Source organism: Aquibacillus halophilus (assembly GCF_009649745.1).
Taxonomy (GTDB): domain Bacteria; phylum Bacillota; class Bacilli; order Bacillales; family Amphibacillaceae; genus Aquibacillus; species Aquibacillus halophilus.
The window spans coordinates 1-25,604 of sequence record NZ_WJNG01000021.1; the positions used below are offsets into that span (position 1 = coordinate 1).

Consider the following 25,604-nt stretch of genomic DNA (forward strand, 5'->3'; position numbering starts at 1 on the left):
TTTCAGCCTGGTTGTATTGTTACTAGAAATATTGACGTTTGATTCCTATGTGATACCTCTGATTTGATTAGGAATCCATTTTCGTGATAGTTGGTGGCTACGAGAAGCGTAGCCGTGGACGTTTCGTGCGATGCAATGCTACCGGAGCCTTCCTTATCCTGCGGGAAAAGCGACGGCTGAAAATCCCGCAGGAAGTGGTATTCTTCCGAGGAAGTTGAAGCGTTGCCCGCGGAAAGCGACTGCCCGGAGCGCAAATAAACATAGCAGCCGATTAAGGAAAAGTGAAAAAAATTCAACAAAAAAAAACATCGCAGTTTATAGATACTCCGTCAAAGCAACAGCCTTTTAGAAAACGGCTTTAAATTAATGGTTACTTCAAAGTTCTAATTAATAAAACAAAAAAATGAAGAGTGTGACTTGTTAAGGTCACACTCTTCAATTAATGTTCATTCTAAATTTTTACCAGTAGCTCCTACATTTTTGTTTGAATTTTTTCGATTGTTTGTTTTGGGATCAATATTTTTCCCGCGTTCTCCGTGACCCAAATAATTAGTTTTCTCTTTTTCTTGGTTCTTAATGAAGCCATCAAAGTCTTGATTTATCATACATTTACCTCCTCCTTGACTACTTGTTATAATTCCCAATTATATTACCTTTAGTCAAATAAAAAGGGGACTTCCTTGGGAAGCCCTCTTTCTCCAACTTTTACTTTTTTCTAACTTCATCCCAGTAATAAACTAATGTCTCCATCCCTTTATCAAAGTTTTCTAGAGGGAAACTTTCATTTGGTGAATGAAGTCGATCCTCTGGAGTACCAAACCCTAATAGAACTACAGGCATATGATAATTTGAATCTATCCATTCTACGACCGGTATAGATCCTCCCATGCGAACGTAAACAGCTTCTTTACCAAATGCACTAGTAAGACTCTTTGATGCTTTTTCAATTAGCGGGTGGTTCGGATCTACTTTATATGCCTTTGCAGATAAAGGCTCCCGTTTTATGTCTAGCGTTACACCTGAAGGTAAATGTTTCTCAAGGTGTGCAACCAGCAAATCTTGCGTTTTCTTTGGATCTTGTCCAGGCACGAGTCTACACGTTAATTTAGCTGTAGCGGTAGAAGGGATAATTGTTTTTGTCCCTTCACCTTGATAACCGCTAAACAATCCATTGATTTCTAGAGTTGGACGTGCCATTGTGTGCTCTTTTGCGGTATATCCTTGTTCTGATACTGTTTCTGTTACACCAGTAGATTTTGTGAAATCTTCTCCTGGTACATTCTTGATAAGCTGACGTTCTTCATCAGCAAGTTCCTCGACATCATCATAAAAACCAGCAACCTGGATTACTTCATTTTCATCTTTTAGTGATGCAAGCAAATGTGATAATGCCATTGCGGGATTCCTTACCGCCCCACCGTAAATTCCGGAATGCAAGTCACTAGAAGGACCTGTAATAGTAAATTCAAGCCCTGTAAACCCCTTTAAACCATAGAGAATGGTTGGTTGACCACTATCTACCATGCCGGAATCGGAAATTACAGCAAAATCCGCTTTAAACTTTTCTTTCTTTTCTTTCAGAACATCATACAAGTTTTCACTACCTATTTCTTCTTCTCCTTCAATACAAACTTTCATATTGATTGGAAGTTTCCCCTCTGTATTCATGTAAGCCTCAAAAACTGCTAAGTGCATGAATACCTGGCCCTTATCATCACTAGCACCACGTGCATATAATCTTCCGTTACGTACCTCAGGCTTAAAAGGTTCACTATCCCATAGCTCTAATGGATCAGCAGGTTGCACATCATAATGTCCATATAGTAAAGCTGTTGGGGCATCGGATCCAGCACCGTTCCACTCTCCATAAACAAGTGGGTGTCCTTTCGTTGGTTGTACCTCTACCTGCTCAAAACCGATTTCCTTAAGATATGTAGCAACAAATTCCGCTGCCATATTAACGTCCTGCTTATGTATTGGATCTGTACTTACACTTGGTATAGATAAAAACTCATTTAAACTTGTTAATAGCTCATTTCTATTGGCCTGTAAATAATCTAAAACTTTTTTTGACATATACAATTCACATCCCTATATAATGTACTTTATTTATTCATTAGTGTAGCATAATGAGACTTGCTTTTATTGTTTCCAGGCTTGACTTTTTTTACTATTTTTTTAAAAGAAAAAAACAGCATCCTTCTTAAAGAATGCTGTTCCCATTTATTCCAATGCTTCTTTTAAATCTTCAATCAAGTCCTCAATATCCTCTATACCAACTGATATACGAATCAAGCCATCAGTAATTCCTAATTCGTGGCGACGATCCTTTGGAATAGAAGCATGTGTCATCTTTGCAGGAATAGAAATTAGGCTTTCCACTGCACCAAGGCTTTCTGCTAAAGTAAAATACTTTACCTTGCTTAACACTTGGTCCGCCTTTTCAGCACTCCCAACATCAAATGAGATCATACCTCCAAAACCAGTAGCCTGTTGCTTTGCTACATCATGCCCCTTATGACTTGTAATTCCCGGATAATAAATTGTACTTACCTTTGAACTACTTTGTAAAAACTCAACTAGCTGATGTGCATTTTTCTCAATTGCTTCCATACGTAAACCTAATGTCTTAATTCCACGCATTAATAACCAAGAATCCTGTGGTCCTAAGATTCCACCAACAGAATTTTGAATAAAATGTAAATCTTCAGCAATCTTGTCGTCCTTAACAACTACTAAACCGGAAACAACGTCACTATGCCCACCAATGTATTTGGTCGCACTGTGAACAACAATATTAGCTCCGAAATCTATCGGCTGTTGCCAATATGGAGTAGCAAATGTATTATCAACGATTAACAATAAATTATTAGCTTTTGCAATCGTAGACATTTTTTTAAGATCGGTAATTTTCAATAAAGGATTCGTTGGTGTTTCAATAAATAATGCTTTTGTATTTGGCTTAATTGCAGCTTCCACTTTTGCTGGATCACTTGTATCAACAAATGTATGATCCAAGTTAAAGCGATTCAATACTTTCGTAGTCAGTCGGTATGATCCACCATATACATCGTCAGTCATTAAAATATGGTCTCCTGCGTTCATAAGCATCATAACAGAGGTAATAGCAGCCATACCAGAGCCAAATGCAAAACCAGTACTTCCATTTTCTAAATCAGCTATAACTGTCTCCAATGCATGTCTAGTTGGATTCCCAGTCCGAGAATATTCATAACCTGTATGCTTACCCGCAGCCTCTTGTTTATAGGTACTTACTTGATATATCGGTACGGAAACTGCACCCGTACGTTCATCACCGGTAATGCCACCGTGAACCATCTTAGTTTTACGTTTCATCATACTCCTCCTTATTTAATGAACCTGAGAAAAGGATTAATTATAAAAAGTTATTTATCGTCATCGTTTTTCGAGTAGATACCTTTACTTAAATAACGCTCACTGCTATCAGCAAAGATTGTAACAATATTTGTACCTGGTTTTGCATTCTTGGCTTCTATTAATGCAGCACACATGGCTGCACCCGAAGAACTTCCAACAAGTAGACCTTCTTTTTTTGCCAACTCTCTTACATAATAGAAAGCTTCCCTATCTAATACTGTATGGATTGCATCAAAGTAAGACCTATCCATGTAATCAGGCAAGAATTCCATACCAATTCCTTCCGTTTTATGAGGTCCTGGTTCTCCACCAGCAATTATCGATCCTTCTGGTTCCACAATTGCCGTTTTAACATCCGGATTCTTTTCTTTTAGGTAACGAGCTGTACCCATAAAAGTTCCACCAGTCCCAGCACCGGCAAGAAAAACATCAACCTTACCGCTTAGGTCTTTCCATATCTCAGGTCCGAGTGTTTTGTAGTACGTCGCGGGATTTGCGACATTACCAAATTGTCGTGGTGAATAACTGTTAGGAATCTGTTCGAGAAGCTCATCTGCTTTAGCAATCGCTCCACGCATTCCATCTTCAGTGGGGGTATTAACAATCTCTGCACCTAACGCTCTCATTAAATCCTGTTTCTCAACACTAAATTGTTCAGGGACACAAAAAATCACCTTAATATCTTGATCCAAAGCAGCCAATGCCAATCCAATCCCAGTATTACCTGCTGTTGGTTCAATTACTGTGCCACCTGCTTTTAATTTTCCAGAAGAAAAAGCATCCTCTAACAACTCCTGACCAAGACGGTCCTTAACACTACCTCCAGGATTATAAAACTCGAGTTTAGCAAACAAACGAACCCCCTCAGGAAGGGGGAACTTGGATAATTCAACTAGCGGTGTATTTCCTATCAATTCTTGGGTATTTCTATATAGCACCATTGCATATCCCTCTATTCAGCAAAAACAATATGCCATTCATTTTTGCCTTCAAGCATACGAGCCGCTATTTCTTTAGCACCATCAAGACTATGATTAGCAGCCCAGCCACATTGTACCTCATTACAAGCAGGAACTTCCGTAGCTTCAAGGACATCCTGTAATGTTTTTTCTAATGCTTTTGCAATGTCATCATAGTTATCATTGTTAAGAATTGCTAAATAAAAACCAGTTTGACAACCCATAGGACCTATATCAAGGACATTATCAATATGGTTACGAATGTTTTCAGCCATTAAATGTTCAATCGAATGTAATCCTGGCATATCCATGTGATCTTTATTCGGTTGATTAAAACGAATATCATATTTGTAAACCTTATCACCACTTTGTCCAGTAGTAACACCAACTAAACGAATATATGGCGCTTTAACTTTTGTATGGTCTAGATTAAAACTTTCTACATTCATTTTCTTTGCCATCCATCATACACTCCCTTTGTTATTTTTTACTGTTTCTCAGCGACTATTAACCAAGCGAATTTATTCATCTGTTTAAAAGTAACATAAAATCCATTTTGTTTAAAAAGACTTTGAAGCGTATTTTTCATTGGATAGTATTCTGTCGTTAAGTCATAAACTAAATCATTATAACCATTGTCTTTTGCTTGGTCGATAATCTCTTGTTTAGTTTCTTCACTTTCAAAAACTGTATCTGCGAATACCACTTTCCCATTGACTGGTAAAATTTCATTAAAGGCTTTTATTGCCTTCCCTTTCTCATCATCAGTAAGGTGATGGAAAGCATACGTACTAACGATAGTGAAAATTGGGATATCTAATTTTGGAAAAGATAGGAAATCCCCATCCAATACAGTCAAATCAGGGTATTTTGCCGATGCAGCTTCACGCATTGCCTTAGAAGGTTCGATCCCAATCACATGATGGTCTGCATCAAGTAATTTCTTCGATAAGTTGCCAGTTCCTACGCCAAATTCCAAAACATTACCTTCAGAATTACTCACTACTTCAGATAATATTGTATCATAATTCTCGAACACATCGCGATATTGAGGATCGTGTCCAGTTACCGCAGCATCATAAGATGTAGCCCATTTATCAAACAGATCAATAAATTCTCGACCCATATTTTACTCATCTCCCAGTTAATATTTATTTTTCATTTTAATTCTTAGTAATACACTATGTTTTATCGGGATTAATGGTAATAATATAACATATAAAAAGGGCTGTATCAATTTTAAAATACCAATTAAAATTATGTAAAACGAAACGCGAGGGCTTGATACCCCCGCGTTACACTTTTATCGTCTATCTGGAAATACTCGTTCAATCATTGCACCCATTTGGTCGAAAAACCCTTCAATTGGTTCTCCATTATTGGCACCATCTCTAAAATTATTTGTTAAATCAACAAAGTCTGGGTTAGTTGATACATAAACATTGTCGATGTCTCGATCTACTGCTTTTACAGCATCACGAATTTCTCTTTCAATACGGTTACTTACATTGTCTCCATTTCCAAGATTGTTTCCATTACCAACATTGCCTGCATTACCACCATTGCGTGCACCATTATCTAATTCAACAGCAACATATGCATTATTATTTGTTGTTAATACATACACATTATCAACATCGTCAACCTCTTGTTCAATTCGATCGGCGGCTTCATCTGCTACTTCAAAACGATTTTCGTTATTGTTGTTATTGTTATTGCCATTACGGTTGTTGTTGTCACCATTGTTGTTATTGTTCATCGTATCAGCATTTCTGTTTAAACCATAGTTCGGAGTACCATTATTATTGTTGTTCATATCTGCTTGATTATTTATATTTCTCTCGTTAAACCCATTACGCGTCCCATTGTCATAATCTCTTGTTAAATAATCATTTCGAGCATCTCTACCGTAACTATTACCATCGTTCATCATTCCAGCGCCATTACGATTTTCATCAGTTCCTAATCGTGTGGTGTCGTTGGTTGGAAAATCCGTTGTGTTGCCAAACCTTGTCTGTTGAACACCATTATCTAGACCTTGACCTGTTTCGTTATTATCTACTCCACAAGCTGAAAGCGTTAAAGAAGCTGAAGCTACTATAGTTAAACCAACTGTTTTCCAATTCATTGGCGTAATTCCTCCTTTTAAAGGCTTAACAATATTATTTACATCGCTCGTTTCTTTATTCGATTTTGGAGTAGTCAATGAATGGAAGTATGCTAAATCCAATATTAATGGAATAAATATGACGCTGGTACATTCTGATATGTAAAATTCATATTCACGTAAAGTATTGGAATTGAAACCATTAATGTCTTCTATTTATAAAAGTAAAGAAGGCCATACTATAATTGACCCTTTCAGAAAGGGGAGAATAGCAATGTATATCCCGGATTATGACAAAGCGCTGTACTTTACTTTATGGGGACAATGGGATGACCTACTGGTTCTTATGGTAAGGACAAACGATGACATTTTATCAAAAAAAATCGAATCTTTTCTCCATGCTTTTCATTACAGAGCAACCGAACAAGAAGTAATGAATAGCCATGAACAATTACTTCATTACATTGATCATGCTATGGGTCATACACCATCTGTCACTATGATGGAAGTTTAAAAAATAAACAAGGTCTGATTTAAGGGCCTTTTAAAAGATAAAGGGTTATCCTATTCCTAGGATAACCCTTTTTACAGCTTTTTTATTTGATTGGTTTAACTTCTGTTTCAATATTTCTATACTTGACTTCAAACAAATCTCGACGTCGGTCACGTAATTGTCTAACAGTGCCAGATCTTCTTTGTCGTCGTAAAATTTCTAAATCAACATCACCAACTACTACTGTCTCAATATTTGGATGACATTCGCCGATAATGCCATCTCGAGCAAATTCAAAATCTGATGGTGTAAAGATTCCAGATTGAGCATATTGGATGTCCATATTTTCAACTTGAGTTAGGTTCCCTACTGTACCAGCAATAACTGTGTAGACCTGATTTTCAACTGCACGAGCCTGGGCACAATAACGCACACGTAAATATCCTTGTCGATCATCCGTACAGAATGGAACAAAAATTATATTGGCACCTTGATCAACTGCATAGCGGGCAAGTTCCGGGAATTGAATATCATAACAAATCTGAATGGCGATTTTCCCACAATCTGTATCGAAGACTTTGACCGTATCGCCAGGCTGGATGCCCCACCATTTTCTTTCATTTGGTGTTACATGAATTTTATATTGCTTTTCAATCGTTCCGTCTCTACGGAATAAGTAAGCAATATTATAAATGTGGTCATCCTCTTCTACAAAATGGGAACCACCAATAATATTGACATTATAGCTTACTGCAAGCTTAGTAAATAGTTCGATGTAATCCTCCGTATATTCAGCTAACCTACGTACTGATTTAGATGGGACCTTCTCATCTAGGAAAGACATTAACTGTGTCGTGAATATTTCAGGAAAGACAGCGAAATCAGAGTCGAAATCATAAGCTACATCAACATAATATTCTACTTGCTTAGCAAATTCCTCGAATGAATCGATGTTCTTCATCATGTATTGAATTACAGTAATCCTTACTGGATACGCTGTTTTAAAGTGCCGTTTAGTTTTAGCATGGTAATCAATATTGTTCCATTCCATTAACGTAGCATATTTTAAGGACTGGCTATCGTCAGGTAAATATCCTGGATTAATACGCATTACTGTAAATCCATTCATGATTTGAAAGGTTAATACCGGATCAAAAATATTTTGATTACTTACTTCTTCTACATATTCTCTTGGAGTTAGCTCATCTTCATGTTTATGATAATTTGGAATTCGGCCCCCAATAATAATACTTTTCAGGTTAAACTCCCTTGCCAAGTCTTTTCTTGCTTCGTATAGCCTTTTTCCAATCCTCATTCCTCTAAATTCCGGATCAACCATTACTTCAATCCCATAAAGATTATAGCCTTCAGGGTCATGGTTGGTGATATATCCTCCATCTGTTATATCATCCCAAGTATGTTTATCATCGTACTCATCAAAGTTAACAATTAAACTAGAGCAGCTCCCGATTATTTTACCATCATATTCAACACAAAACTGTCCTTCAGGAAATACGTTTAAATGACTTTCTAAATGGTCTCGGCCCCATGGTTCCATATTAGGAAAACAAATTTTTTGCATTTCCATGAGTTGATCGATATCATTCCTGGTTATATTTCTAACCTCTAATTTTTTTTCAAAGCTTGACAAATCTAATTTATCTGACATTTTACTACCTACCCTTTCGTTTTTAATTCATTGTAGCTATTAGTCTTTCCAAAAGTTGCTGAGACTTTACAGCTTCCCAACCATCAACCGCTGGTTTTTGGTCGTTATGAATACTTGTTATAAAATGGTACACACAATCTTCAAAACCTCTTATTTTTAAAATTGTATCCCATGAGTTAGAAAGTGAAGTGCTTACAGTTTGATCACTTTCCACTTCAAGCGTACCCAAATTTAACACTCGTACAATTGAATTATTTGTAACAAACTCTAATTTTTCTATATTTGAGCCTGCTTGTCTATGCATAGCAGATGTAAATAGTCGTTGCTCACCCTTATAATTGTGTTTCGCATAAACTAAATTGTGTTCATTATTTTTTTTAATAAAACTATCAGAAATAGCGACATCCTCATTTGCGATCCAGCGAATTGTATCGACTAAGTGTAAATAATCATCACGCATTGTAAACGCATAATCCTGAGGGCCAACACTTGCAGTTCTATGTTTTTCCATGTGAACCCAGTCAAAATCACCCACTAACTTCTTAGCTCTTAAATACATTGGAGCAAAGCGTCGGTTAAAACCAACCATTAGTTTCCGATTGTTTTTATCACTTAGCTCAGCTAACTTTTCTGCTTCTTCTAATGTAGAGGCAAGTGGTTTATCAACATAAACATCTACACCATTTTCAAGTAAGTAGGACACTACCTCATAATGGGTTTCTGTAGAGCTATGAACAAAAGCAGCATCACATTCGTCTGCCAAGGAGGCTAAACTACTAAAGCTATTCATACGATATTGTTTGCAAATCCTATTTCTTTTTTCTACTCCAGGAGAAAAAGCACCGATTAGCTCCCATTCGACAGCTCTTGACAATATGGGTAAATAAGCCTTTTGTGCTATTCCTCCTAAACCAACTACACCTATTCGGATTTTTTTCTCCATCGTGATAGCTCCCTTGTGATCAATTCAATTACTATTGTTAATTGTACTTGATGAATGTAAGTTCAACAAATGATTCCCTCTAGACTGTTTTCTAAAAGGCTGTTTTTTTGACAGAATATCGATAGACTCCGACGTAACCTTTTATTAATTTTATTTTTTTCTCTTTTTTTAATCGACTGCTATACAACCGCTTAGGCAGAATACTTCGCTTTCCATGGGCTCGGCCTCAGCCTCCTCAGAATCAAAGAGCGATTCTTCCGGGGTCTTCGGACACGCGCTGTTCCCATAGGAGTCTACGTATTCTGCCTAAGCTAGTAATAGTGTTCTGATTACAGAAATGTAGCCAATGGTTCTACGTAAAGAGGGATTTTCTCCTGTTGAACACAAAGCTATTCTAAGATACGGAACTACACTACGCTAGTTTTTTGGACTTTATCCATCTTCTTATTGTTGTTGTAAAATGCAGATTGAAGTGGAGGGAAGTCGACTCCTGCGGGAAAAGCGACAGCTGAAAATCCCACAGGAAGTGGGTTTTCTTCCGAGGAAGTTGAAGCGTTGCCCGCGGAAAGCGACTGCCCGGAGCGTAAATAAACTAATAGCTACACTACGTCGCAATTTTCATCTACTGCGGAGATTGATAACGATGCCAACCATAAAAAAACAAATTAAAAGACCTCCGCAATTAGTCAGCAGACGTCTTTTATCTTTTATCTATGTTATTTGGTTTTTTATTATTTGAAAGCTTCTTTTCGAGTCCTGGAGGGATTTTATCATTTGCTCTGTTCTTCATTACCTGGTTGATTTTTTCATTAATATCTTTTTTGTTATGCTCGTTAATTTTATTTTTTTCGTTTTTTTGGATTTTTGGATTCTTACTGGTATTTTCGGATTCTTTTCTTTTTGTTTTGCTTTCCTTATTTGCTTTATTTTCAAAAAAAGATTGAATCATATCCTGTTCATTTCGATTCATATTGGTTTGATTACTAGTAAAAGTTCCATTTTCTTTTATAGATGCTGCCATTTCTTGATTCATTGACGTTTTTTTATGTTTGGCTTCTTCCCGGATTTCTTTTGGAACTACAAATGTTGCTATTTGTAGTTCGCTATTAAGCTTCCTTTCAAAAATATTGTCTAGTATCTTAGTAACTTTATCTGCTTTATGAACATCCATATAACTAACACCAACAAGAATCGTGTTCAAATCTCCCAAAATACCTTGTTGACGACTATTCGTTAAAATTGCACCTGTTACATCCTCTAACGATTGCCCTTCCAAAGTTCCGATTCTGCCTAGCAAAGTTTCTGCATCTTTATTGAATGCATGAACATTTTTTACAACCATCTCTTCGTTTACTTCCAATTCTAAGCTTGGGTTGAAGTCAATGCTAACAAATGCGTACACTTTTTGATCGTCGTACCAAGCATATAACGGCAAGCTGGCTAAAACTAAAAGTGCGGCCATTGCTGCAATTTTAAATTTAGACTTTATTTTCTCTTGTGCAAAAAACAGTTGAGAAAACACCATTTCTTTTTTTACCTGATAGTCTACTTCATCTCCAATATTTGCTTGTTCTAAGGGGTTAACTTTATAGAATCCTCCGTCACGATCTAATACAACAGTATGAGTACGCCGCTGTTGTACAACGATTCCCTTTTTCACAGGCCGACCCCTTTCAAATAATCTTTCAAATAAATATAATCTTCACTTAAGATAATAAACATAGCTAGTATAAATTTCCGATTCCGCTCAAGTGTTTTTTTACTTACATCAACCTTTGTTAGTAGAGCTTTAATCGGAACCTTTTTCTTATTTACAACATACTCTCTCAACTGTTCATCTTTATATAAAATGCGGGCTACACGAACAGCAGAATCTCTCGCATCTTTGTGCTTAGGTGAAACAATTGTTAATTCTTCAAACGATAATTTATATTCTGCAAGCTTTTCCTGAAGCTCTGAAATTTCTTCGCGTCGATTCCAATGATCCGTTTTGTTTTGATAGATAGCTTTGGCTGCCATTACCTCTGTTGGATTTTCAAAGTTCTCATCATGATAGGTTTCATCAAGTGATAAGGCGATACCTTTACCTTTCTCTTTTCTTATGTAGTCAATCACTTTGCGTTTAATTACTAATCGAGCAAAGGATAAAAAGGAGCTCCCTTTTTCCGCAGCATAAGAAAAAATTGCTACATCAAATGCGACTAATCCTACACTAAACTCATCGTCTCTAGTTGGGCTGATATACCTCTTACATACTTCGGAAACAGCTTTAGCAATAAATGGACGATATTGCTGTAGTAGATCATTTCTAATATCTTGATTCCCATCTTGAACTAAGCCAACCTGAATCTCCAAAGATAGAGTATCTTTAAACTGGTAGTTAATCAATCAGATCACCACCACTACAACTTTCGTCATTAAAAGTTTGTTTTAGGGTGTTGCATGTATTTATATAATTACTAGTTTTATTTTTTTTATAGATAGTTGTCATCATTTTTTCTCCAAATAATTTTAGTTTGACTAATCATACATTATCGACAAGTATGAATCTATCACAGTAAACTAACAATTAATTTAATTTGTTTATCAAAAGATAGTACAATATTCCCAATTTATCATGTAATTGTTACAAAACATCCATATTTTTCTAATTCCTATAGAAAAAAGATCCATCTGTTCGAGCTCCGAACAGATGGATCTTCATTTAATTAGCATCTATTTTCTCATAATAATAATCAATTGGAACTGCTAATCCAACCTTACCATTTTCATCATGCTTTAATGTTGCAAACACAACACCTATTACCTCACCATCTGAATCTATCACTGGACTTCCGCTATTCCCTCTGTAAACTGGCGCTTTTAACATTAACACTTCCTGCTCCCAACTATCTAGTTGTGTATAACCGATGACTTCTCCTTCATTTGCAATTCCTTGGAACCTCAATGGGTTACCAATGAAGTAAATATGTTCGTTAGTATCAAATGTTGTTTTGTCAGCTAAAGTTAAGTGGGGTAGATTATCCCCATCCACTTTCAACAATGCTAAGTCAATATCAGGATAGCTTGCTACTACTTCTGCATCAAATAATCCCTGTTCTGGGAATGCAGCCATTATCTGTTTTTCATCCTCAATCACATGGTGATTCGTTAAAATCATTCCATCTGAAGAAATAGAGAATCCAGTACCTTTACTATTACCGGCCTCAATGACAACTACTGACTCCTGATATTCATCAATTGTTGGGTCTGTTGATAGTTTGGCTGAAGTCATTAAAAAATCTAAAGCAGGTATGGAGAATGTTTGTGGAATGACCGCAATGACATTGATGAACATTGCGATTGCGATCAACCAGAAAGCCCACTTAGGAAATGGGCGTTTCGGCTTATCTTTTTCTTCCTCACTATTCTCTAGCGATTTTTTTCTTTCTTCAGCAAGAATCTCCAGTAATTCTTCATCTTCAAATTCCTCATATAAATCTTTATCTATAATATCTTTGTGATATTCGTCAGATTTACTCATCCAATCACCTCATGAGCAGAACATATTATATAGTCTTATTAACTTGCTGGTACCTTTGCTCTTCCTTTTTGCATTTGGTACATTTTGTAGTAGATACCCTTTACGTCTAGCAATTGATTATGACTACCTTGTTCTCTTATTATACCATGTTCTAACACATAAATATGGTCTGCTTTTTGAATAGTCGATAAGCGATGAGCAATTACAAGTGTTGTTCGACCTTTTTTCAGAACCTCTAACGCCTCTTGAATAATGCCTTCCGTTTCGGAATCAATATTGGCAGTCGCTTCATCCAATATTAGAATAGCGGGATCAAAAGCCAGTGCTCTTGCAAAGGAAATCAATTGTCTTTCTCCCATTGATAGGGTACTTCCCCCTTCTTTTACCGGCTCATCATACCCCATTGGTAATTTCCCAATAAAACGATCTGCTCCAACATTTTGCAAGGATTTAATTGCCATTTCCCGGGAAATATCACTATCATTCATCGTAACATTCGACAAAATTGTACCTGTGAACAAAAATGGATCCTGTAAAACAATTCCCATGTGGCTTCTTACTTCCTGTCTAGATAGTGAATTAATATTTTTTCCGTCAATAGAAATTATTCCTTTTTGTGGGTCATAGAATCGAAACAGTAAATTCATTATCGAACTTTTCCCCGATCCTGTATGACCAACAAAAGCAGCTGTTTTCCCTGGCGGAATATCAATAGTTATATCGTTTAACACGTAGTTACTATTATCATAAGCAAAAGAGACAGAGTCAAACTTAACATGGCCGCTATACCGTTCGATTGTTTGGTCCTTGATTGGCTCCCCTTGCTGGTCGATTAATTCAAACACCCTGCTTGCTGCAACTCTAGCTTGCTCCAACAGTGGTAACTGATTAACAATGTTAGTTACTGGTCCAAAAAGTCTCGTTAGGTAATCGACAAAAGCATATAGTAGGCCAACACTAACCACACTACCTAACCCAATTGATGATGTACCAAAATACCAGATAAAAGCAACAAATGCTAGGTTTCTTAATACATTAACAAGGTTATGAGAGGTTAATGCACTTAAACGTACTAGCTTTCTTTGATAAGTGAATTGTCGTTGATTCATTACCTCGAATTCTTCTTTTACCTGGTCTTCTTTCCTAAATGCTTGAATGATTGGCATTCCTCGTATCGACTCATTAATATTTCCGTTAATATCACTAACAGTTGAACGAATTACTTTGTTGTATTTCGTTCCAAAATATTTATATATCTTCATCCATACGTACATAATTGGAAGTAATAGAGTTCCAAAGAGCGCTAACCTACTGTCCAAAAGGAACAGAGCAATATATATTCCGAGCATATAAATGATACTTGTTACAAATTCAGATAACACTCGTTCATACAAATCACGAATAGCCTCTGTATCATTAGTAATCCTTGCAACAATTTTTCCGGCTGGACGATCTACGTAATAATTAATTGGAACTTCTTGAGTATGCTTAAAGACATCATTTCTCATTTTTTGAACAATGCGATTTGAAGCCTTCTGTAACATAAAAGTTTTCCCAAACTGAAAGACTGCAGCAACAAGTAATAACACAACATAAATTGCTAATAATATGAAAATAGGTCGATACTCAGGTTTGAAAAATGTATAGAGTTCATCTAAAGACAGTTTCCTTGCATCCATTTTGACTGTTGTTTCTGGAGTCACAATTTCAATTTCCCCATTTTCAATCAATCGTTTACCCGTGAGCGGCACCTTTTGTTCGATCCAATAGTAATCTCTGTTGACTTGTAAAACAGTAGCTACTGCCACTGAATTATCGCTCACATTTAATCGACCCTCTCTTTTGAAGAGCTTCCCGTTAAAAGCAACCGTATAGTTATCATCATTTTTTTCCACTTGATGCCAAGTTGTCTCAATCCCCGTAATATGCTCATCAATAATTCTTTTTGCGATTAATGGTCCGGCTAACTCTAATGCTACTGCAATCATTAAACATACTAGCCCATTAATTATCGTTTTCTTAAAATACATCGCATAATTAAATAATCTGCTCTCTGTTGATCTTCTCATCAGGAGATCACCTCCTGTTCTTCTAATTGCTGAAGGTTATATTGATTAGCATACCAACCATCTTGATCCATTAATTTTTCATGTGTTCCTTGTTCGATAATCTTTCCGTCATCCAACACAATAATAATTTCTGCATGTTGAATCGCGGACATCCGGTGGGCTGTAATGAAAGTGGTTTTACCTTTTCTCTCATTTTTCAAATGAGCAATGATGGTTGATTCCGTTTTCCCATCTACAGCTGACAAAGCATCATCTAGCAATAATATTTCTGGATCTTTAATAAAGGCTCTGGCCAGCGCAACACGCTGCTTTTGTCCACCTGACAAAGTTACCCCACTTTCTCCTACTTTAGTATCTAAGCCCTTTGGTAAAACTTTGATATCATCTAGAAAGTGAGCTAATTCCATCACTCGATATATTTGTTGGTCAGATGCATCGACTTTCCCAAATTGAATATTTTCACGGATTGTTTTAGAGAAAAGGATCTGTTCCTGTGGGACATAAGCTATCCATGAACGAGTAGTTGCCAATGATAATTCGTTAATGGATACTCCAGATATCGACATTTCCCCTCGGTGTCCTGGGTATTCACGCAATAGCTGTCTTAATAACGTCGTTTTACCAGCTCCAGTTTTACCTACAATACCTACCGTTTGACCCCGCTTTACGTTCAAATTAATTTTTTCTAATTGATCGGATGAAGTTTCTGGATAAGAGAAGCTAACATTTTTAAAATCAATTCGATCTGGCGAGGTAATCTCGACAGGAATATCTGGATCTTTTACATCTACAGGATAACTTAACGTATCATTAACACGATCCAATGAAGCATTTCCGCGTTGCATTACATTAATTAGCTCCCCAACTGCAAACATTGGCCATATCAACATTCCTAAGTAAATATTAAAAGAAACAAGTTCACCAAGCGTAATCAAATTTTTAAATACAAGTGTTCCCCCATAACCAAGACCAATCGTATAGGAAATACCCACTAATATTTTCATTGTTGGCTCAAATAATGCATCCACTTTTGCTACCTCAAGATTTTTTTGATAGACATCTTCTGTCATCCTATTAAACCTTTGTTCATCATTTTTTTCTTGAACAAAAGCTCGAATAACACGGACACCACGGATTGATTCAAGAACATCATTGTTCATTTCACTAAAAGCAGCTTGAGCCTTCATAAACCGCTCATGGATTACGTCGCCATACTTGTGCATGACGATTGCCATAATTGGTAGTGGAATAAGTGAAATTAACGTTAATTTCCAACTAATTGTCCAACCCATTACAACTATAATCATCAGCATGAAAATGCTCGAATCAACTAGTGTTAAGATTCCAAATCCAGTTGTCATGGAAATGGCCTTTAGATCATTAGTTGCTTTTGCCATTAGATCTCCAGTGCGATACTTTTCATAAAATGTGGGAGTCATCTTCAAAAAGTGGGTCATCAATCGTGAACGCATTAATTTTTCCATTATTGCTGCTCCACCAAACAAGTTATAATCCCATAGAAAAGAGATTATATAACTTAAGACCATTAACCCACCGTAAATCATTATTATTTCTAAAATTCGATCCATAGTTAATGTTTGGTATTGAATCTCATCAATCGCCATTCCTACTAACTTTGGTGGAATGATATCGATAATACTCGCAATAATTAGGGCTATAATTGCAAAGGTGTACCTTTTCCAATATTGTTTAAAAAACCAATCTAACTTCTTAAATACCTTAAACAAACCAATCACCTACTCACTTATTTGTCTAACTAACCACTTTCTTTCCATTCTTCGTTCAGTAGTAGTTCCTTTTTCATGACCTTATTCATCTTTCATTCTCCTCTTTGTTATGACTTTTTAGATCCTATTCTTTGAAACAATCAGTACAGCTCTATCAATCAATGGTTTATTCCATTCAAAATTTAACACAAGAACAAATACAAACTTATACCTTTTTATATACTGGTTAATAAACCAGTCTAATTTCCTAAATACGTTAAACATACGATCACCTATTCTCTTTTTCTTTTAAACTATCCGCTTTCTTCTCTCTCTGAAATTATTGTTTCTTTTCTTTTGTAGTTAGTCATTACAATCTCCTCCTTATTTTTTTATATATAGGGTCAGAGCCATAGTTGAGATTAATCACAACTAAGGCAAAATCCAAAAAAACGCATACGTCCGCTGACGTATGCGTTTTCCACTAAATTAAAACTCGGCAAAATACCAAGTATGATGAGAGCCAATCCTTGTCTTACTTAACATTCAGTAACAAGGAATAGCTTTCCCGAAATTTGTATAGAAAAAGGCCACGGACTATTGTCGTGACCTTCATAGATATACTAAGTATGGGATTTCATGCATTACACAAACATATTATGTAATTATCCACAAATATAACGATTTTCCTGAAGGTCACTTTTTATATGAAATTGATTGGATGAATAAATGGTTACTTTTTTCATTTTCGCGACCTCCTTTTTCGTTATTTTATGCTTTTATATTATATTATGGTAATTATTGTTAGTCAACATAAATTTTCGCAATTTTGTCTTTTCTTCCATTTTACTTTATATTATAACTATGAACTATGTTCTTCTTTTGTTAGCAAGAAACACATAATAGTTAAATAAGGGGTTAAGTGCTATGTACTTAGATGAGTTAATCGAATATAATCAGGATTTCGCCAAAGAAGAAAAATTTATTCCATACCAAACAGATAAATTTCCTGATAAACGAATCATTATTTTTAGCTGCATGGATACTCGGTTGGTCGAACTTCTGCCTAATGCATTAAATATTAAAAATGGTGATGCGAAAATTGTTAAAAATGCAGGAGCGATTATTAAGAATCCATTTGGTAGCATTATGAGAAGTTTATTAGTAGCTATCTATGAACTTGGGGCAGATGAAATCTTGGTAATTGGACATCATGATTGTGGTATGAAGGGGTTTAACGGAAAACAACTTATTGAAAAGGCGATGCATAGAGGGGTTCCTAAAGAAACAATTGAAACACTTAAATACGCAGGTATTGATGTAGAAGACTGGTTACAAGGATTTGAAAGTGTAGAAGAATCTGTTGGCCATAGCGTTAATGTTATTAGAAACCACCCAATGCTTCCGATAAACACACCAGTTCATGGTCTGGTGATTGATCCGAATACTGGAAAACTTGATATTGTAACGAGAGGATATTCTGAATAATTCACTACACCCCCCTGTAAAAAGGGGGATTTTAGTTTCCACACTAATGTCACATCGAGTGCGAAGGTAAAAAACAACGAAAACTACTAATAGAACAATAATAGATTACCAATCCAGACTTTCCCAAATGTATTGACCTCGCTAATCAACCTTAAGTATTCAAATCCCAGTATTTGCTCAACAAACCACATATTTTTTCTCCTTCCTGACATACTAACGAAAGGACATTCCTCATGTGGGAGGGGTATTTTTTTGGATAAACGTACAAGAGCATTTCAAAACAGTAAAAAAAAGGGAAAACTCCCTCTTTCAATTGAACAATTAAAAAAGTCAATTAAAGATCAACTACATGATGAAGCGGATCTTATATTCAAAAAAATAAATGTACAAAATAAAAACATCTTAGTTTTTTACATTTCTTACCTTATTGACAAAAAACGATTAGATGAAAACCTCTTTACCCCTTTAATTTATGGCGACAAGGATTGGACTGTTGAAAAATTGTTAGCTGGTCTTCCACTTGGTGAAAGTAAAGAACATCAAACAGTTGAAGACGTTTGTACTAAATTAATAAGCGGTAGTATTGGTATTTACATAGAAAGTGAAAACAAGATTGTTTCTTACTCCATTCTAAATAATCAACAAAGGCCCATAGAAAAACCTGAAAGAGAATCAATCGTTATCGGTCCACAGGCAGCTTTTTCTGAATCGATTGAAACCAACCTAAACCTTGTCCGTTCCAGTGTAAGGTCTAACGATTTAGTGGCCGAAAAGTTTACAATTGGTTCACGATTGCCAACAGAAGTGAGACTTCTCTATCTTAAATCACTTGCTAACGATGATGATGTGCAAACAATGCGTCAGCGGCTTACCGATTTGAAAGTCGATGATATTGAAGACGGATCAGTTCTTGCACAATATGTTGAAGATTCTTCTATTTCAGTTTTTCCGCAATTTTATTTAACAGAGCGCGTTGATCGTTTTTCTTATGGCATTAGCAAGGGAAAAGTCTGTGTGCTAGCAGATGGAAGTCCTGAAGGAATCGTGGCACCTACCACCTTTTTTGGTTTTTTTGAGTCTACAGAGGATGTCTATTTCAGGTGGAACGTTGCAACCTTTTTCCGCATGCTCCGATTTATTGCAATGTTTATTTCATTCATCCTAACTCCAATTTATGTTGCAGGAGTTACTTTTCATTATGAGGTTATACCAACAAATTTATTAATGACTCTTGGGGAGTCGCGATCAAAGGTGCCCTTCCCACCAGTTATGGAAGTGCTATTTCTGGAGCTAATCATCGAGTTACTACGAGAGGCCGGGGCACGATTACCGACGAAAGTAGGACAAACAATTGGTATTGTAGGAGGAATTGTACTAGGCCAAGCAGCTGTCGAAGCTGGTTTAACAAGTAATGTCTTGATTATTGTTATAGCCATGAGCGCTTTAGCGTCGTTTACAGCTCCAAGCTATCTAATGGGGACTGCGATTCGAGTTATTCGTTACCCGTTAATCATTATAGCGGGATTATTCGGAATAATTGGAGTGACTTTTGGTTTATGCCTATTGATCATTCACCTACTAAGAATGACTTCACTTGGACGGCCGTATTTTTTACCTGTTTATCCGTTTGTCTATCAGGATTTGGATAATGCATTGTTCCGCTTACCTTTTGGAGTCAGTAACAAGCGATCCATTGCATATCGCCTAAAAGACGATACCAGGTATAAGGAGAAGAAGTCAGCAAAGCAAAAAGATATTGATGACTTTGGAGGGTATAATGAACATTAATGTCGCTATAAAACCCGGCCTACGTATTCGAGCATTTTATTTATTTTTCATCATTGCTAATATCCAAACTGGAACAGGAATTATGGGGGTATCCAGTTACATTTATAAGGAGGCCAAACAGGATGCATGGTTATCTATTCTAATTGCAGGGGTATTTGTGCACATTATCATTTTCATCATGTTTATAATCCTGAATAAATATGAAAACACGGATATATTTGGTATTCAGACAGACTTATTTGGGAAATGGATAAGTAGGATACTCGGGACAGTTTTTATTATCTATCTTTTTGCTAGTTTATTAACCGTTTTAATCAATTACATCCAGGTGGTACAGGTCTTTCTTTTTCCACTATTATCGCCATGGCTGTTAACTATTTTACTATTATTAATAGTATCCTATTCTGTTCTTGGTGGTTTAAGGGTTGCGGTCGGGGTAAGTTTTATCTTTTTTTTACTATCTATCTGGTTAGTATTATTTCTATATAAGCCAATAACTTTAATGGATTTGGGTCATTTCAAACCGCTATTAGAAGCATCTCCAAAAGAACTATTACTAGGTGCAAAAGCAACGTCCTATTCTTTTCTCGGTTTAGAGATTCTTTTTTTCATCTATCCATTTATTGATAATAAAAAAAGAGCACAACTTCCCACCCAACTGGGCATCGCTATGACGACCTCCCTAATATTACTAGTTACCGTTACATCAATTGGATTTTTCGGTGGTGAACGATTAGAACAAACAATTTGGCCAGTTCTGATCTTATACAAGTCCATTGAATATGCTGTAGTTGAAAGGTTTGACATTATTGTCGTCTCCCAATGGATGATGGTCATTACACCTATTATGATTCTTCTTGTATGGATGATTACTTATGGCATGAAAAGACTATATAGCTTTTCGCAGAAAAAGACGCTATATATTGTCCTATTTTTACTATTAATCGGTGGCGGGACAATTAAAGAGCAATTTACTATTCAATTAATCATTGATTATGTTGCTAAGGTTGGCTTTTGGATTGCTTTCATTTATCCATTAGTTCTCTTTCCTCTCGTTCTAATTAAAAAAAAGATTGAAAAGAAAAAGGAGGGATACAATTGAAGAGCATGTTTCCTATAGTTTGTATGTTTGTCATGCTCATTGGTTGTGTCCCTACCAAGCAAATCGAAAAACTTGGTATTGTAACGAGCTATGGAGCCGATTTACTTGAAGATGGATCAATAGGCAATACTTTACTATACTCTCAATTTGATCCAAACATAAAAGAGCCTGTACAAACCGCGGAGAGTCAAGCTCATTCTTATGAAGGAGCCATTGATGCTGCCAATTTAAAAACGAATTACAAGCTCGTTACCGGACAAATACGTACTAAGGTTTTCGGAAAAGAACTTGCAAAAACCGGAATAGTCCGGTTACTAAGTACACATTTCCGGGATGCTAGTGAGCCTGCAACTTTATATATTGCAGTAAGTGATACGACAGCAAAGGATGTTCTGACAAGTACCACTGAGGTTGATCTAAGTAAATTTCTTTATAATTTAATTGATAACAATAGAAAACGTGAGATTTTACCTAAAAGTGACTTGATAGACTTTTTGCACAAGTATGATGATGTAGGTATTGATCCGGTTCAACCTTTAATAACAATTGAAAAAAAGAGACCAGTTATAGATAGCATAGCATTATTTCAAGACGACATTTACGTAGATTCTTTATCACCAGAAGAAACGTTTCTAATCAAGTTAACTACTGAAAAATTCAAAGCTGGCACACATGAAATCACTCTACCTAAAGAACCCTTCAAGGAAGACATAGGGTATGATACAGATAAAAGTGACAAGGAAACTATTCATTTTGTCTTGAATGAAATAAGAAGTAAAAGTAAAGTGAAGTTAGATGATACCGAGAAACTCAGCTATACCGTCGAGATAAAACTTGTTAGTCGTTTAATTGAAATCTCTGAACCCTTGATAATAGAAGACGAGAAAACAATCAAAAAAATAGAAAAACATAGCTCAGAGCATTTTACTAAACAACTAGAAGAAATGATGGAGAAATTAAAAGAACTAAATGTTGATCCAATTGGGTTTGGGAAAATTTACGATGAGGAAACAAGAAACAAAAAACTGACAAATAAAGAATGGCGTGATTTATATCCAACGATTGACGTGAAGTTTAATGTAAAGGTTGAAATTATTAGACATGGGATTATGCAGTAACTCTTCCTAGTAAAACAAATAGGAGAGCCATAACGGCTCTCCTATTTGTTCATTTTAGTAATCAAATTCGTCCGGGTGTGGCCCGGTACGTTTATCTTGATTTAAACTATCGATCTTTTTCATATCTTCAGCAGATAACTCAAAATCAAAAATATCAGCATTTTCTTTTTGTCTAGAAGCTTTAACAGACTTTGGAATTGTTACGATACCGCTCTGAAAATCCCAACGGACAATTATCTGTGCTGGTGTCTTGTTATGCTTAGCGGCTAATTCTTGTAATATTGGATCATCTAAATAGTTAGCCTTTCCTAGAGGTGACCATGCCTCGATAACAATATTATGTCTTTCGCAATACTCTCTTGTCTCCACCTGAGTTAACTGTGGATGTAGTTCTATTTGGTTAGCCATTGGCATAATTTCCGCTTCACTCATTAAATCTTCTAAGTGGTGGGGAAGGAAGTTACTTACTCCAATTGCTTTTGCTTTTCCATCTCGATAAATCTTCTCCAATGCTCTCCATGTTTCCTTATATTTTCCAGGAACAGGCCAATGGACAAGATATAAATCTACATAATCCAATTCAAGTTTATCTAAGCTACGCTGGAATGCAGCTAAAGCTTCATCATACCCTTGCTCATCATTCCATGCCTTCGTCGTTATAAAGATGTCTTCACGTGGGATACCACTATCTTTAATTGCTCTTCCTACACCTTCTTCATTTTCATAAAAGGACGCAGTATCGATATGACGATAGCCAATATCTAGTGCCGATTTAACAGCTTCATATACACTACCATCTATCATTTTGTACACACCAAGACCGACAACAGGAATCTTCACACCATTATGTAATTCTTTCGTCGTTAAAAAACTCATTTCCTTAGTCCTCCTTCATATTAAGAGAATTTAAAGCCTTTTCAATTACATTTTATACGAAATTCGATTTAGATAGAAGTAATTGGATTACCCTCAATAACAAACCCTCGTCATAAACTAAATATGACAAGGGCATTTTATTACTCTATTTCTTCAGTCTTGTTCTCTGATCCTTGGTAGTATCCATGGTATTCTCTACTTCCTTCGATTTCATCAGCAACTAAGCCTGATAGAACATGAACTCTAAGGATAAAACCTTCTAACTTGTTTTCTTCATTTGTTACAGCAAGAGGGAACTTGGATTCTAGTGCTTTTGCAATGATGTCATTTACATATTCTTCTTTTCTAACTGTTATGACATCTGTAGTTAATACATCCTTTAATGTTTTTTTCATTTTTATCCCTTCAATCGCAGCATCAATCGTAACAATGCCTTTTAAATGACGGCCCCGATCAACGACAAAGACACTCGAAATACCATTATCCTCCATCTCTTTTATTGCAACGTTTAATCCATCCTTTAGAGAAACTAGGGCATTCGGTTTAATCATTACATTCTCAGCTTGAATAATTTTTGAACGATCAATATCCTTAATGAATTCCGAAATATAATCATTTGCTGGAGCTTCCAAGATTTCTTCAGGTGTTCCGACCTGAACCACCTTACCATCCTTCATGACTGCTACACGATCACCAATTTTAAATGCTTCATTTACATCATGTGTAATGAAAACAATAGTTTTTTGCAGTCGATTTTGGATATCCAGTAATTCTAGTTGCATGTCTCTACGAATAAGTGGATCTAACGCACTAAACGGTTCATCCATTAACAAGATGTCCGGATCATTTGCTAAAGCACGAGCTAAACCAACACGTTGTTGCATCCCGCCTGACAATTCATCAGGATATTTGTCTTCATACCCTTTTAAGCCAACTAACTCAATGTTTTCTTGAGCAATTTTTTGGCGTTCTTCTTTCGTAACATCCTTAATTTCTAGACCATATTCTACATTCCCAAGTATTGTGCGGTGATTAAATAAACCGAAATGCTGAAATACCATAGCTATTTTATCTTGTCGGAATTTTTTTAACTGCGATGAGTCATAATCGACAATGTTTTCATCATCGACATATATTGCACCAGCTGTTGGCTTATTCAACAAATTAAAACAACGAATTAATGTCGATTTACCACTTCCTGAGAGGCCCATGATAACAAAAACCTCTCCCTCCTTAATCTCCATTGATGCATCATAGACACCGACAGTATGCCCCGTTTCCGCTAATATTTCATCCTTTGACTTACCTTCTTTTATCATAGGAGCAATTGTTTTTGGTTTTGGACCAAAGATCTTAGAAACATGCTCTATTCTCATTTTGCTTTTAACCATTATTTAGCCCTCCTATGTTTCTGGAATCGATCTGCAACCCCATTGGTTACTCGATCAATAATGATAGCTAAGAAAACGATACTAATACCAGCTTCAAATCCAAGCGCAATGTCGATTCTATTAATAGAAATTAATACTTGCTCACCCAGACCTTGAGCACCTACCATAGAAGCAATTACTACCATTGCTAAAGCCATCATTGTTGTCTGGTTTACACCAGCCATAATGGTTGGTAATGCCTGTGGTAACTGTACCTTCTTCAGCATCTGCCATCTCGATGAACCAAAGGATTGAGCCGATTCAATTACTTCTGGGTCAACCCCTCTAATCGCAAGCTCCGTTAAACGAATTACCGGTGGCAAAGCATAAATTAATGTTGCAAATATAGCTGAGACATTTCCTAGTCCGAAGAAAAATATCGCAGGAATTAAATAAACGAAACTAGGCATCGTCTGCATCGCATCCAAAATGGGACGCATAACAGTAGAAAATCCCTTACTAAACGCCATCCATACCCCTAGAGGAATACCAAGAATAAGACAAATTAATACGGCTGATAGTACAATCGAAATTGTCATCATCATTTCATCCCAAAGACCAAATGCTCCAATTAAAAAGATAAAAGAACCGTATAAGAGACCTGACCAGATTGATCTAAAGTACCAACCTAGTAAAATAATGAAGATAATAAATAACCACCATGGCAAAAAATTTAGAACATCCTCAATACCATTTATGGTTCTAGAAGAAATAAAGAAAATTAAATCAAATAAACCTTCTAATGCATTATCCAGAAAATTGACGAGCGTTTCAACATAGTCACCTAAATTAAATTCTATATCAGGAAAACTTCTCATAGGTAGACTGCAACAGGCAGCCTTTTCACCTCTCGTTTCTTTAAATTTAATAGTAAATAATTCTAACCAATTTCTTTTTTGCTACAAAGATCATA

The 25,604-nt window shown here is 36.1% G+C and carries 23 protein-coding genes; 6 read left to right on the plus strand and 17 right to left on the minus strand.

What is annotated here, in order from left to right:
* The first annotated feature begins 130 nt into the window (after nucleotides 1–130).
* Complete coding sequence (locus tag GH741_RS19930; RefSeq protein ID WP_153738515.1) at nucleotides 131–349, plus strand: hypothetical protein; 219 nt, start codon at nucleotides 131–133, stop codon at nucleotides 347–349.
* 97 nt (nucleotides 350–446) lie between these two features.
* Here the strand turns inward: GH741_RS19930 and GH741_RS19935 are convergent, their stop codons facing one another.
* From GH741_RS19935 to GH741_RS19965, 7 genes are all read right to left on the minus strand, one after another.
* The gene (locus tag GH741_RS19935) at nucleotides 447–605 is read right to left on the minus strand and encodes a hypothetical protein (protein ID WP_153738516.1); all 159 of its coding nucleotides are present in this window, start codon (nucleotides 603–605) and stop codon (nucleotides 447–449) included.
* Nucleotides 606–705: 100 nt separating this feature from the next.
* The gene (locus GH741_RS19940; protein WP_153738517.1) at nucleotides 706–2,076 is read right to left on the minus strand and encodes a dipeptidase; all 1,371 of its coding nucleotides are present in this window, start codon (nucleotides 2,074–2,076) and stop codon (nucleotides 706–708) included.
* A 147-nt stretch (nucleotides 2,077–2,223) separates the two neighbouring features.
* On the minus strand, nucleotides 2,224–3,357 hold the full coding sequence (locus tag GH741_RS19945; RefSeq protein ID WP_153738518.1) for a bifunctional cystathionine gamma-lyase/homocysteine desulfhydrase: 1,134 nt from the start codon (nucleotides 3,355–3,357) through the stop codon (nucleotides 2,224–2,226).
* Between the two features lie 50 nt (nucleotides 3,358–3,407).
* Complete coding sequence (locus GH741_RS19950; protein ID WP_153738519.1) at nucleotides 3,408–4,340, minus strand: PLP-dependent cysteine synthase family protein; 933 nt, start codon at nucleotides 4,338–4,340, stop codon at nucleotides 3,408–3,410.
* 11 nt (nucleotides 4,341–4,351) lie between these two features.
* Nucleotides 4,352–4,819: an S-ribosylhomocysteine lyase gene (locus GH741_RS19955; RefSeq protein ID WP_153738520.1), complete on the minus strand. Its 468-nt coding sequence runs from the start codon at nucleotides 4,817–4,819 to the stop codon at nucleotides 4,352–4,354.
* Nucleotides 4,820–4,845: 26 nt separating this feature from the next.
* A complete protein-coding gene (locus GH741_RS19960; RefSeq protein ID WP_153738521.1) occupies nucleotides 4,846–5,484 on the minus strand; it encodes a class I SAM-dependent methyltransferase in 639 nt (212 codons plus the stop codon).
* Nucleotides 5,485–5,661: 177 nt separating this feature from the next.
* Nucleotides 5,662–6,486 carry a YhcN/YlaJ family sporulation lipoprotein gene (locus GH741_RS19965; protein ID WP_153738522.1) on the minus strand — a complete coding sequence of 275 codons (825 nt, stop codon included), beginning with the start codon at nucleotides 6,484–6,486 and terminating at the stop codon, nucleotides 5,662–5,664.
* A gap of 253 nt (nucleotides 6,487–6,739) precedes the next feature.
* On the opposite strand from GH741_RS19965, the gene GH741_RS19970 reads away from it, so the two are divergent.
* On the plus strand, nucleotides 6,740–6,979 hold the full coding sequence (locus GH741_RS19970) for a YhdB family protein (RefSeq protein ID WP_153738523.1): 240 nt from the start codon (nucleotides 6,740–6,742) through the stop codon (nucleotides 6,977–6,979).
* Nucleotides 6,980–7,061: 82 nt separating this feature from the next.
* Here GH741_RS19970 and GH741_RS19975 read toward each other — a convergent pair whose 3' ends face one another.
* The 7 genes from GH741_RS19975 to GH741_RS20010 all read right to left on the minus strand — a co-directional run bounded on the left by GH741_RS19975 (nucleotide 7,062) and on the right by GH741_RS20010 (nucleotide 16,910).
* Entirely contained in the window at nucleotides 7,062–8,627 is a 1,566-nt protein-coding gene (locus GH741_RS19975; protein ID WP_153738524.1) for a bifunctional GNAT family N-acetyltransferase/carbon-nitrogen hydrolase family protein, read from the minus strand.
* A gap of 22 nt (nucleotides 8,628–8,649) precedes the next feature.
* Complete coding sequence (locus GH741_RS19980; RefSeq protein ID WP_153738525.1) at nucleotides 8,650–9,570, minus strand: Gfo/Idh/MocA family protein; 921 nt, start codon at nucleotides 9,568–9,570, stop codon at nucleotides 8,650–8,652.
* 700 nt (nucleotides 9,571–10,270) lie between these two features.
* Entirely contained in the window at nucleotides 10,271–11,230 is a 960-nt protein-coding gene (locus GH741_RS19990; protein WP_153738527.1) for an anti-sigma-I factor RsgI family protein, read from the minus strand.
* Nucleotides 11,227–11,958, minus strand: a complete 732-nt coding sequence (gene sigI / locus GH741_RS19995; protein ID WP_153738528.1) for an RNA polymerase sigma-I factor — start codon at nucleotides 11,956–11,958, stop codon at nucleotides 11,227–11,229. Before sigI ends, GH741_RS19990 begins: the two co-directional genes overlap by 4 nt.
* Nucleotides 11,959–12,274: 316 nt before the next feature.
* A complete protein-coding gene (locus GH741_RS20000) occupies nucleotides 12,275–13,093 on the minus strand; it encodes a S1C family serine protease (RefSeq protein ID WP_153738529.1) in 819 nt (272 codons plus the stop codon).
* Nucleotides 13,094–13,131: 38 nt separating this feature from the next.
* Nucleotides 13,132–15,162: an ABC transporter ATP-binding protein gene (locus GH741_RS20005; RefSeq protein ID WP_153738530.1), complete on the minus strand. Its 2,031-nt coding sequence runs from the start codon at nucleotides 15,160–15,162 to the stop codon at nucleotides 13,132–13,134.
* Complete coding sequence (locus GH741_RS20010) at nucleotides 15,162–16,910, minus strand: ABC transporter ATP-binding protein (RefSeq protein ID WP_153738531.1); 1,749 nt, start codon at nucleotides 16,908–16,910, stop codon at nucleotides 15,162–15,164. The genes GH741_RS20005 and GH741_RS20010 overlap by 1 nt, the downstream gene beginning before the upstream one ends.
* A gap of 906 nt (nucleotides 16,911–17,816) precedes the next feature.
* On the opposite strand from GH741_RS20010, the gene GH741_RS20015 reads away from it, so the two are divergent.
* The 4 genes from GH741_RS20015 (at nucleotide 17,817) to GH741_RS20030 (ending at nucleotide 22,385) form a co-directional block, all read left to right on the plus strand.
* Nucleotides 17,817–18,377 carry a beta-class carbonic anhydrase gene (locus GH741_RS20015; protein WP_153738532.1) on the plus strand — a complete coding sequence of 187 codons (561 nt, stop codon included), beginning with the start codon at nucleotides 17,817–17,819 and terminating at the stop codon, nucleotides 18,375–18,377.
* A gap of 252 nt (nucleotides 18,378–18,629) precedes the next feature.
* Nucleotides 18,630–20,165: a spore germination protein gene (locus GH741_RS20020; protein WP_153738533.1), complete on the plus strand. Its 1,536-nt coding sequence runs from the start codon at nucleotides 18,630–18,632 to the stop codon at nucleotides 20,163–20,165.
* On the plus strand, nucleotides 20,155–21,267 hold the full coding sequence (locus GH741_RS20025; RefSeq protein WP_153738534.1) for a GerAB/ArcD/ProY family transporter: 1,113 nt from the start codon (nucleotides 20,155–20,157) through the stop codon (nucleotides 21,265–21,267). The genes GH741_RS20020 and GH741_RS20025 overlap by 11 nt, the downstream gene beginning before the upstream one ends.
* Before the next feature lie 5 nt (nucleotides 21,268–21,272).
* Nucleotides 21,273–22,385 carry a Ger(x)C family spore germination protein gene (locus GH741_RS20030; protein ID WP_240795577.1) on the plus strand — a complete coding sequence of 371 codons (1,113 nt, stop codon included), beginning with the start codon at nucleotides 21,273–21,275 and terminating at the stop codon, nucleotides 22,383–22,385.
* A 54-nt stretch (nucleotides 22,386–22,439) separates the two neighbouring features.
* Here GH741_RS20030 and GH741_RS20035 read toward each other — a convergent pair whose 3' ends face one another.
* From GH741_RS20035 to GH741_RS20045, 3 genes are all read right to left on the minus strand, one after another.
* Nucleotides 22,440–23,261: an aldo/keto reductase gene (locus GH741_RS20035; protein ID WP_153738536.1), complete on the minus strand. Its 822-nt coding sequence runs from the start codon at nucleotides 23,259–23,261 to the stop codon at nucleotides 22,440–22,442.
* Nucleotides 23,262–23,401: 140 nt separating this feature from the next.
* Nucleotides 23,402–24,652: a quaternary amine ABC transporter ATP-binding protein gene (locus GH741_RS20040; protein ID WP_153738537.1), complete on the minus strand. Its 1,251-nt coding sequence runs from the start codon at nucleotides 24,650–24,652 to the stop codon at nucleotides 23,402–23,404.
* Nucleotides 24,652–25,509: an ABC transporter permease gene (locus GH741_RS20045; RefSeq protein WP_153738538.1), complete on the minus strand. Its 858-nt coding sequence runs from the start codon at nucleotides 25,507–25,509 to the stop codon at nucleotides 24,652–24,654. Before GH741_RS20045 ends, GH741_RS20040 begins: the two co-directional genes overlap by 1 nt.
* Between the last annotated feature and the right edge of the window lie 95 nt (nucleotides 25,510–25,604).

What these genes read in the sequence shown, in the direction of transcription:
- GH741_RS19930 (WP_153738515.1), top strand. Translation starts at nt 131, where the DNA reads ATGCAATGCTACCGGAGCCTTCCTTATCCTGCGGGAAAAGCGACGGCT.
- GH741_RS19935 (WP_153738516.1), bottom strand. Translation starts at nt 605, where the DNA reads ATGATAAATCAAGACTTTGATGGCTTCATTAAGAACCAAGAAAAAGAG.
- GH741_RS19940 (WP_153738517.1), bottom strand. Translation starts at nt 2,076, where the DNA reads ATGTCAAAAAAAGTTTTAGATTATTTACAGGCCAATAGAAATGAGCTA.
- GH741_RS19945 (WP_153738518.1), bottom strand. Translation starts at nt 3,357, where the DNA reads ATGAAACGTAAAACTAAGATGGTTCACGGTGGCATTACCGGTGATGAA.
- GH741_RS19950 (WP_153738519.1), bottom strand. Translation starts at nt 4,340, where the DNA reads ATGGTGCTATATAGAAATACCCAAGAATTGATAGGAAATACACCGCTA.
- GH741_RS19955 (WP_153738520.1), bottom strand. Translation starts at nt 4,819, where the DNA reads ATGGCAAAGAAAATGAATGTAGAAAGTTTTAATCTAGACCATACAAAA.
- GH741_RS19960 (WP_153738521.1), bottom strand. Translation starts at nt 5,484, where the DNA reads ATGGGTCGAGAATTTATTGATCTGTTTGATAAATGGGCTACATCTTAT.
- GH741_RS19965 (WP_153738522.1), bottom strand. Translation starts at nt 6,486, where the DNA reads ATGAATTGGAAAACAGTTGGTTTAACTATAGTAGCTTCAGCTTCTTTA.
- GH741_RS19970 (WP_153738523.1), top strand. Translation starts at nt 6,740, where the DNA reads ATGTATATCCCGGATTATGACAAAGCGCTGTACTTTACTTTATGGGGA.
- GH741_RS19975 (WP_153738524.1), bottom strand. Translation starts at nt 8,627, where the DNA reads ATGTCAGATAAATTAGATTTGTCAAGCTTTGAAAAAAAATTAGAGGTT.
- GH741_RS19980 (WP_153738525.1), bottom strand. Translation starts at nt 9,570, where the DNA reads ATGGAGAAAAAAATCCGAATAGGTGTAGTTGGTTTAGGAGGAATAGCA.
- GH741_RS20000 (WP_153738529.1), bottom strand. Translation starts at nt 13,093, where the DNA reads ATGAGTAAATCTGACGAATATCACAAAGATATTATAGATAAAGATTTA.
- GH741_RS20005 (WP_153738530.1), bottom strand. Translation starts at nt 15,162, where the DNA reads ATGAGAAGATCAACAGAGAGCAGATTATTTAATTATGCGATGTATTTT.
- GH741_RS20015 (WP_153738532.1), top strand. Translation starts at nt 17,817, where the DNA reads ATGTACTTAGATGAGTTAATCGAATATAATCAGGATTTCGCCAAAGAA.
- GH741_RS20025 (WP_153738534.1), top strand. Translation starts at nt 20,155, where the DNA reads ATGAACATTAATGTCGCTATAAAACCCGGCCTACGTATTCGAGCATTT.
- GH741_RS20030 (WP_240795577.1), top strand. Translation starts at nt 21,273, where the DNA reads ATGTTTCCTATAGTTTGTATGTTTGTCATGCTCATTGGTTGTGTCCCT.
- GH741_RS20035 (WP_153738536.1), bottom strand. Translation starts at nt 23,261, where the DNA reads ATGAGTTTTTTAACGACGAAAGAATTACATAATGGTGTGAAGATTCCT.
- GH741_RS20040 (WP_153738537.1), bottom strand. Translation starts at nt 24,652, where the DNA reads ATGGTTAAAAGCAAAATGAGAATAGAGCATGTTTCTAAGATCTTTGGT.
- GH741_RS20045 (WP_153738538.1), bottom strand. Translation starts at nt 25,509, where the DNA reads ATGAGAAGTTTTCCTGATATAGAATTTAATTTAGGTGACTATGTTGAA.